Below are 12698 nucleotides of genomic sequence, written 5' to 3'. Positions count from 1 at the left end.
GGCGCCCGCTGAACTAAAGGGGTGAATGTTTACAAAGTGTGTTTCTGTTGTAAAAGTGCACACTGAGTGTGAAGAGTGGAGGAGCTTGCCATGCTGGATAATGAATCGGCACTATTTTTTGAAGAAATGGCGGGAGTTGTGCCACTTAAAGGTGATGTCAAGGTGGTGAATTTACAACCTAAGGCATTAACGGATGAGCAAATTCAGCGCCGTGATGCGCTGCAACGTGAGGCTTATTTAGCTTGTATGCCGCTGGATTTAAGCTTGATCCCGATTATGGCACCCGATGATATAGCCAGTTTTAAGCGTGAAGGGGTTCAGGGGGCTGTTTTTAAGCGCTTAAGGCTGGGGCAGTACAGTATTAAAATGGAGTTAGATGTGCATGCCTACCGTTTGAGTCAGGCCAGAGATGCGTTACTCAATTATTTGTTAGCGGCGCAGGCCCATGGTGAACGTTGTGTGATGCTCATTCATGGTAAAGGCCATAACAGTAAACCCGTGGCTGGATTGCTTAAATCAGCGGTATGTCACTGGTTATCTCAGCTTGATATGGTACTTGCCTACCATTCTGCGAAAACCGAGCAGGGCGGCACGGGCGCCTTATATGTGATGTTGACTAAATCCGAGCAGCTTAAGATTGAGAATAAAGAAGCAAACCGAAAGGGAATGGGATGGCGTTAATGGATTTGCGAACGCATTGATTTCTCTGATTGTCGCGAGCGTTAGACCTTAATACTGGAGCTTAAAAAAATGCCCAACATCGTTGGGCATTTTTATCGGTTTAGTTTAAGGCGTGGATATGACTCGCACCTGAGGCTTTATTACCAGCCACATTGACGATTCGCAGCTTTGTTCTGCTCATCAAGCCAGATTTTAAGCGGCGCAAAATAATCGAGTACGGCGCTCGCATCCATCATTTCCGTTCCTGTGACTTCTTTTAAGGCAATGGGCCAAGGTTGGCTTGCACCAAGCGCTAACATTTTATTGAGTTTTTCTCCTGCCGCTTGATTGCCGTAAATACTGCATCGATGCACTGGGCCCTTGTCTCCAGCCGTTTCACACAGCGCCTTGTGGAACTGGAATTGCAGAATATGCGCGAGGAAATAGCGAGTATAAGGTACATTACCGGGCACATGGTATTTTGCACCTGGGTCAAAATCGGCTTCGCTGCGATCAGTCGGGGCCTTAACGCCTTGGTATTTCTCTCTTAATTCCCACCAGGCTTGGTTATATTGGGCAGGGGTAATTTCGCCACTAAATACCTTCCAACGCCATTGGTCGATCATCAAACCAAAGGGGAGAAAGGCGATTTTATCCAGAGCTTGTTTAAGCAGTAAGCCAATATCCTTCGAAGCATCGGGCACGTCTTCGAGCAAGCCAATCTGTTTTAGATAGTTCGGGGTGATAGATAGCGCAATCGTGTCACCAATGGCCTCATGGAAACCATCATTGGCACTGTTTTTAAACAGGAAAGGCTGCTGTTTATAGGCACGTTGATAGAAGTTGTGTCCAAGTTCGTGGTGAATGACGGTGAAGTCTTCAGCGGTTTTCTGGATACACATCTTGATGCGGATATCATCGAGGTTATCCAGATCCCACGCGGAAGCGTGACACACTACGTCGCGATCTTTGGGTTGTAAGAATAAAGAGCGGCTCCAAAAACTTTCTGGCAGCGGCGCAAAGCCCAAAGAGGTGAAAAAGCTTTCGGCTTGTTTCACCATCTTCTGCTCATCGTAGCCTTTCTGCTCAAGTAGCTCGGTCACATCATAGCCTGGATCGGCATCATTCGGGGCGACGAGATCGTACACATTACCCCATTGCTGCGCCCACATATTCCCTAGCAAATGTGCCGGAATCGGGCCTGTTTTCGGCGCAATGGCATCACCGTATTCGTTATTCAACTCGCCGCGAACATAACAATGCAGGGATTCGTAGAGGGGTTTAACTTGTCCCCATAAACGGTCTAATTCCTGTGAAAATTCATCGGGTTTCATATCGTATTGGCTGCGCCACAACTCGGACAGATTCGCGTAGCCTAAGTCTTTTGCGCCTTCGTTAGCGAGTTCCACTTCACGTTGAAACAACGGACGCATTGGTTTTGCAATTTCACGCCAGCCTTTCCACGCTTCAAGTAATTTGGCGGGATCCCGCGATTCCGCCATCAGGGTCGACAGTTCAGGTTGCGTCATACATTTGCCATCGGCGAAGCAATATTTGCCTTTACCGTAGAGCCCATTGAGTTCGGAGCTGATTTGCGCCAGTTCAGCATTTTTGGCGGGATCCAGCGGCGCCGGTAACACAAGTGCGCTGCGCAGAATATTCAGTTTGCGCGCATTGGCGGGATCGAGTTCCACATTGGCATACTTTGCGGCTTCAGTGGCAAACTTAACGGAAGCGGCGCTGACTTTTTCACCCACGGCGGCCGATAATGCTGCGGTATCTTCGGTGATGAAATTGCTATAAATCCATTCGGCACGATTTGCTTCGATGGATAACAGCGCCATTTGCGCTTCCGCATCTTGTATAAAGGCAATGGCCTGGGCTTTATCGGGTGCATTTTTGTTAGCTGTAGTAGCATCGGCCTTGCTTTGTGCATCATTACAGGCGCTTAAGCCTAAGGTTAGCGCAATGGTGAGCGCGAGTGTCGTGGGATGATTTAATCGAATAGTCATGCATTGCAATCCGCTGTTGTTTTTGTGTTGCACATTCTACCTAAGTGGATTGTATTTTGAATAAAACTTGATGGCTTTTGGCTCTTTTTTGCAATCACTGTGATTGGCTTGTTAAGCCTCGTTGTTGTGACGCAGCTTATTTGGTCATTTTTCGTTTGACAATGACCATACCAATGTTTAATTTAAACGAGTGTTTTAAATTAATTCAAGGTCACGGAATGGCAAGTCGATCTGATACAAAAACAAGAATACTTGATGCTGCAGAGAAACTCTTTGCTGAAAGAGGTTTTTCTGAGACGTCATTACGACTTATCACTAGCAAGGCAGAGGTCAATTTAGCGTCGGTGAATTATCACTTTGGCTCTAAAAAAGAGTTAATCCGTGCAGTGTTAGCCCGCTATTTAGACGTTTTTATGCCCGCGGCATCGACGGCTATAAAACGTTTACATACTGCATCCTCTCAGGCTTCGCTAGAGGATATTTTATCGGCGTTAGTCGATCCGTTATTGGATTTAAATGACTTGCGCACGGAAGGTACCACAATTTTCCTACAGCTACTTGGACGAGGCTATATCGAAAGCCAAGGGCATCTGCGCTGGTTTATCACCACCCACTATGGACAACATCTAGATACCTTTGTGAAGGCGGTATCGGCCAGTGCTCCCCATATTCCTCAGGCAGAAATGTTTTGGCGCTTACACTTTACCCTCGGCACAATCGTTTTCACTATGGCTTCAGCTGACGCCTTAAACGATATTGCTGCGGCCGAATTTGGCGAGCACAACGATATTGAAGCCGTGATCCGTAAAGTGATCCCCTACATGGCCGCGGGCGTATCAGTTCCCGTAGCTTCTTAATAAAAAGGTCTTGATTATGTTGACGATTATAATTATTGCCCTGATAGCTGTTATTGCGCTGTTTGCAGTAAAAAGCCTCAGAATGCAATTTATCACCCAGCCAGTTTTCCATTTTTTCAAAAAAGTGTTACCGCCATTATCCGATACTGAGCGCGAAGCGATGGAAGCGGGCGATGTATGGTGGGAAGGGGAATTATTCCGCGGTAATCCGAACTGGAACACGCTGCACAGCTACGGCAAGCCAACGCTGACGGCAGAAGAGAAGGACTTTATTGATAATCAGGTCATGACGGCCCTGACAATGATCGATGATTTTGACATTGTCCATAATCGTAAAGATTTGCCGCCAGAGCTGTGGGATTATTTCAAAAAAGAAGGCTTCTTTGCGCTGATCATTCCGAAAAAATTTGGTGGTAAAGCGTTTTCGGCTTATGCCAATTCGACGATTGTGAGCAAGTTAGCTAGTCGTAGCGTGAGTGTTGCGGTAACTGTGATGGTACCTAACTCATTAGGCCCTGGTGAATTATTAACTCACTATGGCACTGAAGAGCAAAAGGAACGTTGGTTACCTGCATTAGCGAAAGGCGATGAAATACCTTGCTTTGCGTTAACAGGCCCAGAAGCAGGCAGTGACGCGGGCGCAATCCCAGATGTGGGCATTGTGTGCCGTGGTGAGTTTAACGGTGAAGAGGTTTTAGGCCTTAAATTAACCTGGAATAAGCGTTATATCACCTTAGCACCTGTTGCAACGGTATTGGGTTTAGCCTTCCAGATGCGCGATCCTGACGGTCTATTAGGTGATAAAAAGAATCTTGGTATTACCTGCGCGTTGATCCCAACGGATCACCCTGGCGTGGTGATTGGTCGCCGTCATAATCCACTTAATATGGCGTTTATGAATGGTACAACCCAGGGCGATGAAGTGTTTATTCCGCTCGATTGGATCATTGGCGGTCCAGAATTTGCGGGCAGAGGCTGGCGCATGCTGGTTGAATGTTTATCAGCGGGTCGCGGTATTTCTCTGCCAGCGCTGGCAACTGCTTCAGGCCATATGGCAACCAAAACCACCACTGCATACAGTTATGTGCGCCACCAATTTGGTATGGCGATTGGTCAGTTTGAAGGGGTGCAAGAAGCCCTTGCTCGTATTATTGCCAATACCTACCAGTTAGAAGCTGCACGTCGTTTAACCACCACAGGCATTGACCTTAAAGTCAAACCCTCAGTGGTGACAGCTATTGCGAAGTTCCACATGACCGAACTTGGCCGAGCTGTTATGAATGATGCGATGGATATTCAGTCGGGTAAGGGGATCCAATTAGGACCTAAAAACTACCTCGGCCATCCTTATATGTCGAATCCAATTTCGATCACCGTAGAAGGCGCGAATATTCTTACCCGCTCGTTAATGATCTTTGGTCAAGGCGCAACCCGTTGTCATCCTTACGTTCTGGCCGAAATGGAAGCGGCAGCTATGGAAAATCAGCACGAGGCGCTTGCGCGTTTTGACTCGTTGCTAATGGGTCATATGGGGTATGCGACGCGTAACGCGTTCAGTGCATTATTTAGTGCCTTAACTGCGAGTCGTTTTGGTAGCGCCCCCGTAAGTGGCGAAACCAAACAGTACTACAAAGATATGTCTCGTTTGTCTTCGGCGCTGGCCTTTATGACGGACATTTCAATGTTGATTATGGGCGGCGATTTAAAACGCAAGGAAATGTTGTCTGCACGGATGGGCGATGTATTGAGTCAGTTGTACTTAGGCTCTGCAACGCTAAAACTATTTGAAGACAATGGTCGCCAACAGGATGATTTACCTGCGGTACGTTATGTAATGGCTAATCGCTTGCACTTAGCGGCGAAAGCACTAGAGGATGTGATCCGCAACTTCCCCAATCGTCCAGTTGCTTGGTTATTGCGAGCACTCATTTTCCCGATCGGCAATCATTTTAATGCGCCGAGCGATAAAATGGCGACTGAGCTTGTCTCTGGCATGTTAAAACCGAGTCCTGCCCGCGAGCGCATTACCTTCCTTTGTCCTGAGTTTGAAGGCGATGTGGGTGGTATTGCTGAAGTAGAACAAGCGTTTGTAGCACAGTATGCCTGTAAAGAGATTTACAAAAAGCTTAAAAAAGCACAGCGCAGCGGTGAGTTACCCGCAAAAGTACCAAACTTGGTTCTATTTGCTAAAGCGCTAGAGCGGGGCACGATTAATAGCGAAGAACATCAAACACTATTGCATGCGGATAAGTTACGTTTAGCCGCCATCAATGTGAATGATTTTGAAGCCTTATAATCTGATTTGTTAGCACGACTACAATAGTTTGTCGCTGTTACAAAAGATAAAAAAACCACCTCAACTGAGGTGGTTTTTGTTTTTAAGTTTAATGACTTTTAGCCTAACTTTTTCGTCTAACGAAAGCCAATCAGCAAAGATTAAGCGACGATTAGCACTTTACAAGTGTTAGTGCCACCGATGGTTTCCATCGCATCACCTTTGGTCATTAACACTAAGTCACCGCTGTGTAAGTAACCCGCTTTGGTTAATGATTCCAATGCTTTTTGCGCGAGCTCATCGGCTGGATAGATCGTTGAGTCGAAGTAAATCGGTAATACACCACGGTACAGAGCCATCTTCGCCAGTGTTGTGTCATGGCGAGATAGGCCAAGGATTGGTAAAGATGAACTGATACGCGACATCAGTTTAGGTGTTGCACCTGATTCTGTTAAAGCAATAATCGCTTTAACACCTTCTAGGTGGTTTGCCGCATACATAGTCGATAGGGCGATGGTTTCTTCAACTGAGGTGAAACGTGCATCCAATCTGTGTTTAGAGACTTTCACACTTGGGTGAGATTCTGCACCAACACACACATTCGCCATTGCTTTAACCGTTTCTTCAGGGAAGTCACCGGCAGCGGTTTCGGCTGATAACATCACGGCGTCGGTACCATCAAGCACGGCGTTTGCCACGTCCATCACTTCTGCACGGGTTGGCATTGGGCTTGAGATCATTGACTCCATCATTTGAGTCGCAGTGATGACGATTTTATTGAGCTGACGTGAACGGGCGATGAGTTTCTTTTGTACTGCCACTAGTGCAGCATCACCAATCTCAACCCCTAAATCTCCACGGGCAACCATGACAACGTCAGAGGCTAAAATCACATCATCCATTGCTTCATCGCTAGCAACCGCTTCTGCACGTTCAACTTTCGCGACGATCAGTGCATTGCTACCAGCCTGCTGTGCTAAAGAACGTGCGTATTCTAAATCGGCACCGCTACGTGGGAAGGAAACGGCTAGATAATCCACTTGGATCATCGCTGCGGTGAGAATGTCAGCCTTGTCTTTTTCGGTCAGTGCCGCAGCGGACAAACCACCACCTTGCTTGTTGATCCCTTTATTGTTTGATAAAGGACCAGCAACCGTTACCGTCGTATGGACTTTACGACCTTCGACGCGCTCAACACGTAGTTGGACACGGCCGTCATCGAGCATCAGGATGTCGCCAACATTCACATCATCAGGTAATTGCTTATAGTCGATACCGACTTGATTCTCATCGCCTTCACCTTTGGGGAGTTCAGCATCAAGAATATAAGCTTGGCCTAATTTCAGTTGGACTTTCTTGTTGTCTTTAAAGGTAGAAACACGGATTTTAGGACCTTGTAGGTCACCTAAAATCGCTACATGTACACCTAATTCTTTTGCAATTTCGCGAGCTTGAGTCGCGCGTTTGAGATGATCTTCGGGGGAGCCGTGGGAGAAGTTAAGACGAACAACGTTTGCACCTGCCGCGATAATGCGGCGTAAGTTATCGTCACGGTCAGTGGCGGGGCCCAGGGTGGTGACGATTTTGGTTCTGCGGAACATAAGATACTCCGTTAAAGTTAAAAAAATCTTGTGACTATATTAGCATGCAATTCCAAATTATGTAGTAAAGTTACAATCAAATTGATCTGAAGTTATGTTTTAAAATTGTGAGGTATCGCTGAAATTTGCTTTAAAAAAGGCTAGACGTAGGGTTTGCGCTAGCCTTTTTAAAGATAGGAAGTGAATTACAGTATCGGATCTTTATTGATACGAGACTCTTTCAACACTTCTTTTACCCGTTTTAAATTATCACGAAAACGAGGGCCGCGGCGTAGGGTAAAACCCGTCGCCAATACATCTATAGTCACCAATTGCGCTAAACGCGAGGCCATAGGTAAATACATATCTGTATCTTCTGGCACCTCCATCGTCACAGGCAGTGTACATTCCATCGATAACGGCGAGTTACGAGCCGTAATACCAATAACGGCAGCGCCGTTTTCTCTTGCTAAACGTGCTATTTCAATCAATGACTTAGTGCGACCTGTGTGGGAAATTAAAACCACAACATCGCCTTCATTGCTGTTGATACAGCTCATGCGTTGCATCAGAACATCGTCAAAACAGATGACAGGCACATTAAAACGGAAAAATTTATTTTGTGCGTCATGGGCGACTGAGGCTGATGCTCCTAAGCCAAAGAATGAAATTGTCTTGGCCTGAGTCAGAATATCAACGGCTTTATTGATGGCCGCTACGTCTAAACTTTGACGTGCTGTATCTAAGGAAGCCATTGAAGATTCGAATATTTTTGTTGTGTATGATTCGGGAGAATCATCTTCTTCCACATGGCGACTCACATAAGGCGTGCCGTTTGCGAGACTTTGTGCCAGATGTAACTTAAAATCAGGAAAGCCTTTAGTATCTAAGCGGCGACAGAAACGGTTCACAGTAGGTTCACTGACATCTGCCATCTTAGCGAGTGTGGCGATACTGGAGTGAATAGCTGTTTGCGGAGAGGCTAAGATGACCTCTGCAACCTTGCGTTCTGACTTACTAAAATGGGTGAGGCTTTTTTGAACCTTTTCTAGGGTATTCATACGCGTATGTCCGCTAAATTGAGTATGTAATTTTATTTTTTTTGTTTAGTGCCACAGATCAGCTTGACGATCCCACTAATCAAGATTGCTTAAGTAAGTTTTACGTCGGTTTTTGAAATAAGAATTTACTATCATCAGTAATTTAAGCACAAAAATCATATCAGATTTATGCCTTAGGTGCCTAGTTAGCTAGAATGTTAATATTGATAAAAAGAGATGCATTTAACAAATTCTGTTGTTATATTACAACAAAAGTGTGGATTCCTTCATTAGCATGAAGGGACACGACATACAAAGGAGAGCGTAACGCAATGGGCAAAACATCATCAGGCGCCAAAGCTTGTGACTTCGTACTCTTTGGTACTAAAGGCGACTTGGCAAGACGCAAGTTGTTACCTTCTTTATACCAGTTAGATAAGGCTGAACTTCTCGACAAAGATACTAAGGTGATCGGTGTCGCAAAAGATGAATTTAGTCAGGATGAGTTTAGAGAGCTAGTCATTCTTGCGTTAAACACCTTCGTCAAAGAACCCCTCTGCGAAGAAACGCTTAACCGATTCGTGTCCCGTTGTCATTATGTCGGCACTAATTTTACTGATTCAGCAGGTTACAGCGCCTTCCATGAATTGCTCAAACCAGAAGAGCGTGTCATGGTCAGTTACTTTGCCACTCCACCGTCGATTTTTGGGGATATCTGCCGCTGTTTACATGAACAAAATCTGATCCACAGCGACTCGCGCGTCGTTCTCGAAAAACCCATTGGCTCTGATCTCGCATCTTCCCGTGTGATTAACGATCAAGTTTCTGCCTACTTTAAAGAAAGCCAAGTCTACCGTATCGACCATTATCTCGGTAAAGAGACCGTTCAAAACTTAATTGCGCTGCGTTTTGCTAACTCCTTATTTGCCTCTAAATGGGATAACCGGACCATTGACCATGTCCAGATCACGGTTGCCGAAGAAGTGGGTATTGAAGGCCGTTGGGGTTACTTCGATAAAGCTGGTCAAATGCGCGATATGATCCAAAACCACTTACTGCAAGTGTTGACGCTGGTTGCGATGGATCCACCTGTTAACTTAGATGCTGACAGTATCCGCGATGAAAAGGTGAAAGTACTGAAGTCGCTGCGGCCGATTAATGCTGACAATGTGTATGAAAACACCGTCCGTGGTCAGTACAGTGCTGGCTTCCTCAAGGGCAGTCCAGTGCCTGGTTATTTAGAGGAAGAAGGGGCGAACGTACACTCGCATACTGAAACCTTTGTGGCGCTGCGTGTCGACATTGATAACTGGCGTTGGGCTGGCGTGCCGTTCTATCTGCGCAGCGGTAAGCGCATGCCGTTTAAGAGTTCTGAAATTGTGGTGTATTTTAAAAATCCACCGCATAACTTGTATCGCTCTAGCTACCGTAACTTGCCACCTAACAAGTTAACCATCCGTCTGCAACCACACGAAGGGGTTGAGATCCAGATGATGAACAAGGTGCCAGGGTTAGAGCAAAAACAACGTCTGCAAACCACCAAACTCGACTTGAGTTTCTCGGATACTTTCAAAAACGAGCGCATTGCCGATGCCTACGAGCGTTTATTGCTTGAAGCCATGCTCGGTAATCAAGCCTTGTTCGTTCGCCGAGACGAAGTGGAGCAAGCTTGGACATGGGTTGATGGCATCATCCAAGCATGGGAACAGAGCAATGAAAAACCGAAACCTTATCCTGCGGGCACTTGGGGCCCCGTGGCTTCCGTCGCGCTGATCACCAAAGACGGTCGTTCGTGGGATGAATAGGGGGCTTTGATGATTAAAGAAACCGTATTTAAATCCTTTGATACACCTGCTGCGCTCGAGCAACAGTTAGCGAATAAGATCGCTAGCCAGTTACAAGAAGCGGTGGATGCCCGTGGTAAGGCGAGTTTAGTGGTCTCTGGCGGCTCAACGCCGCTGAAACTGTTTGAGCTGCTTAGCATGAAATCTATCGACTGGAGTGATGTTTACATTACGCTTGCCGATGAGCGTTGGGTCGATGTCGAAGATAGCGCCTCTAACGAACGTTTAGTGCGCGAGCATTTATTGCAAAACCGCGCGGCCAATGCCAAGTTCCGCGGATTGAAGAATATGTTTTCCACCGCCGAAGCGGGCGCCGATATGACCGCCGAGTCGCTGTCTAACTTCCCGCGTCCCTTTGATGTGGTGGTGCTCGGGATGGGCAACGATGGTCACACTTGCTCATGGTTCCCTTGCAGTGCTGAGTTAAACGATGCCTTAACTACTCAAGCTTTGTGCGTGGCAACCAATCCCACCACGGCGCCCCATGGTCGGATCACATTATCTAAGAATGCGATCCTCAATAGCCGACAGATTTATCTGCATTTGGTTGGGGAACAGAAATTATCCGTATATCGTCAAGCCTTAGAAAATGATGATGTTAATGCTATGCCTATCAGAGCCGTATTAGCGCAGCGTAAAACGCCCGTTGACGTGTTCTGGAGCGCTTAAGGAGTCACTCTCATGCACTCAGTCGTTCAATCTGTTACCGACAGAATTATTGCCCGTAGCAAAGCATCACGTGAAGCATACCTTGCTGCATTAAACGATGCCCGTAACCATGGCGTACACCGTAGCTCGTTAAGCTGCGGTAACTTAGCCCATGGTTTTGCGGCTTGTAACCCCGATGATAAAAACGCATTACGTCAATTGACGAAGGCCAATATCGGGATTATTACTGCATTCAACGATATGTTGTCAGCACATCAACCCTATGAAACGTATCCTGATTTATTGAAAAAGGCCTGTCAGGAAGTGGGTAGTGTTGCGCAGGTGGCCGGTGGTGTTCCCGCCATGTGTGACGGCGTGACTCAAGGGCAACCTGGGATGGAGCTGAGCTTACTGAGTCGTGAAGTGATTGCCATGGCAACCGCGGTTGGCTTATCCCACAATATGTTCGATGGCGCCTTACTCCTTGGTATTTGCGACAAAATCGTGCCCGGTTTATTGATTGGTGCGTTAAGTTTTGGCCATTTACCTATGCTGTTTGTGCCAGCAGGCCCGATGAAATCGGGTATTCCTAACAAGGAAAAAGCCCGTATTCGTCAGCAATTTGCCCAAGGTAAGGTCGATAGAGCACAACTACTCGAAGCGGAAGCCCAGTCTTACCACAGTGCGGGTACTTGTACCTTTTATGGTACGGCTAACTCAAACCAATTGATGCTCGAAGTCATGGGCCTACAATTGCCCGGTTCATCTTTTGTGAATCCTGACGATCCACTGCGTGAAGCCTTAAACAAAATGGCGGCGAAGCAGGTTTGTCGCTTAACCGAACTGGGCACTCAGTACAGTCCAATCGGTGAAATTGTTAATGAAAAATCGATAGTGAACGGCATTGTTGCATTGCTGGCGACCGGTGGTTCAACAAACTTAACCATGCATATCGTGGCGGCGGCGCGTGCAGCGGGCATTATTGTCAACTGGGATGACTTTTCGGAATTATCCGATGCGGTGCCATTGCTGGCTCGGGTTTATCCAAACGGTCATGCGGACATTAACCATTTCCACGCCGCTGGCGGGATGGCTTTCCTTATCAAGGAATTACTCGATGCGGGCTTAGTGCACGAGGATGTCAACACAGTTGCAGGTTTTGGTCTACGTCGTTACACCCAAGAGCCCAAATTACTCGATGGCGAGCTGCGCTGGGTCGATGGTCCAACCGTCAGCTTAGATACCGAAGTATTAACCTCTGTCGCTACACCTTTCCAAAACAACGGTGGTTTAAAACTGCTTAAGGGCAACTTAGGCCGCGCGGTGATAAAAGTGTCTGCCGTTCAACCGCAGCATCGAGTGGTGGAAGCGCCCGCTGTGGTGATTGACGATCAAAACAAACTCGATGCGTTATTTAAATCCGGCGCATTAGACCGAGATTGTGTGGTGGTGGTGAAAGGCCAAGGGCCGAAAGCCAATGGTATGCCAGAGCTGCATAAACTAACGCCGCTGCTAGGTTCACTACAGGATAAAGGCTTTAAAGTGGCGCTGATGACCGACGGTCGTATGTCGGGTGCATCGGGCAAAGTGCCTGCGGCGATTCATTTAACCCCAGAAGCGATTGATGGTGGGTTAATTGCCAAGGTACAAGATGGCGATTTAATTCGTGTTGATGCGCTGACCGGCGAGCTGAGTTTATTAGTCTCAGACACCGTGCTTGCTGCCAGAACTGCCGCTGAAATTGATTTACGCCATTCTCGTTATGGCATGGGTCGTGAGTTA

The 12698-nt window shown here is 46.9% G+C and carries 9 protein-coding genes; 6 read left to right on the top strand and 3 right to left on the bottom strand.

The genetic code is table 11. The annotated features are described in order from the left end of the window. Nucleotides 1–90: 90 nt before the first annotated feature. Nucleotides 91–681: a DNA endonuclease SmrA gene (gene smrA, locus SHEWPOL2_RS15090; RefSeq protein WP_037418703.1), complete on the top strand. Its 591-nt coding sequence runs from the start codon at nt 91–93 to the stop codon at nt 679–681. A gap of 140 nt (nt 682–821) precedes the next feature. On the opposite strand, the gene SHEWPOL2_RS15085 is transcribed toward smrA, so the two are convergent. Continuing rightward, nucleotides 822–2672 carry a M2 family metallopeptidase gene (locus SHEWPOL2_RS15085; protein ID WP_037429534.1) on the bottom strand — a complete coding sequence of 617 codons (1851 nt, stop codon included), beginning with the start codon at nt 2670–2672 and terminating at the stop codon, nt 822–824. Between the two features lie 218 nt (nt 2673–2890). Between SHEWPOL2_RS15085 and SHEWPOL2_RS15080 the strand changes: the two genes are divergently transcribed. Then, entirely contained in the window at nt 2891–3529 is a 639-nt protein-coding gene (locus SHEWPOL2_RS15080) for a TetR/AcrR family transcriptional regulator (protein WP_037429545.1), read from the top strand. Between the two features lie 16 nt (nt 3530–3545). Continuing rightward, a complete protein-coding gene (locus SHEWPOL2_RS15075; protein ID WP_037429532.1) occupies nt 3546–5825 on the top strand; it encodes an acyl-CoA dehydrogenase in 2280 nt (759 codons plus the stop codon). A gap of 140 nt (nt 5826–5965) precedes the next feature. On the opposite strand, the gene pyk is transcribed toward SHEWPOL2_RS15075, so the two are convergent. Both pyk and SHEWPOL2_RS15065 read right to left on the bottom strand, forming a co-directional pair. Then, nucleotides 5966–7405, bottom strand: coding sequence for a pyruvate kinase (pyk, locus tag SHEWPOL2_RS15070; protein WP_037418713.1), 1440 nt, complete (start codon nt 7403–7405; stop codon nt 5966–5968). A gap of 185 nt (nt 7406–7590) precedes the next feature. Beyond that, entirely contained in the window at nt 7591–8445 is an 855-nt protein-coding gene (locus SHEWPOL2_RS15065) for a MurR/RpiR family transcriptional regulator (RefSeq protein WP_011072455.1), read from the bottom strand. A 311-nt stretch (nt 8446–8756) separates the two neighbouring features. Here SHEWPOL2_RS15065 and zwf point away from each other — a divergent pair, with 311 nt between their 5' ends. The 3 genes from zwf to edd all read left to right on the top strand — a co-directional run. Then, nucleotides 8757–10229, top strand: a complete 1473-nt coding sequence (gene zwf, locus SHEWPOL2_RS15060; RefSeq protein ID WP_037418717.1) for a glucose-6-phosphate dehydrogenase — start codon at nt 8757–8759, stop codon at nt 10227–10229. Nucleotides 10230–10238: 9 nt separating this feature from the next. Continuing rightward, a complete protein-coding gene (gene pgl, locus SHEWPOL2_RS15055; protein ID WP_037429530.1) occupies nt 10239–10937 on the top strand; it encodes a 6-phosphogluconolactonase in 699 nt (232 codons plus the stop codon). 12 nt (nt 10938–10949) lie between these two features. Further along, on the top strand, nt 10950–12698 hold a 1749-nt coding region (edd, locus tag SHEWPOL2_RS15050; RefSeq protein WP_037429529.1), incomplete at its 3' end, for a phosphogluconate dehydratase.

It is taken from the genome of Shewanella sp. POL2 (assembly GCF_000282755.1).
Lineage (GTDB): Bacteria > Pseudomonadota > Gammaproteobacteria > Enterobacterales > Shewanellaceae > Shewanella > Shewanella xiamenensis.
This window is presented reverse-complemented; position numbering and strand designations above follow the sequence as displayed.

Bases quoted from the DNA above. Each gene is read 5' to 3' on its own strand.
- smrA (WP_037418703.1), top strand. From the start codon at position 91: ATGCTGGATAATGAATCGGCACTATTTTTTGAAGAAATGGCGGGAGTT.
- SHEWPOL2_RS15085 (WP_037429534.1), bottom strand. From the start codon at position 2,672: ATGACTATTCGATTAAATCATCCCACGACACTCGCGCTCACCATTGCG.
- SHEWPOL2_RS15080 (WP_037429545.1), top strand. From the start codon at position 2,891: ATGGCAAGTCGATCTGATACAAAAACAAGAATACTTGATGCTGCAGAG.
- SHEWPOL2_RS15075 (WP_037429532.1), top strand. From the start codon at position 3,546: ATGTTGACGATTATAATTATTGCCCTGATAGCTGTTATTGCGCTGTTT.
- pyk (WP_037418713.1), bottom strand. From the start codon at position 7,405: ATGTTCCGCAGAACCAAAATCGTCACCACCCTGGGCCCCGCCACTGAC.
- SHEWPOL2_RS15065 (WP_011072455.1), bottom strand. From the start codon at position 8,445: ATGAATACCCTAGAAAAGGTTCAAAAAAGCCTCACCCATTTTAGTAAG.
- zwf (WP_037418717.1), top strand. From the start codon at position 8,757: ATGGGCAAAACATCATCAGGCGCCAAAGCTTGTGACTTCGTACTCTTT.
- pgl (WP_037429530.1), top strand. From the start codon at position 10,239: ATGATTAAAGAAACCGTATTTAAATCCTTTGATACACCTGCTGCGCTC.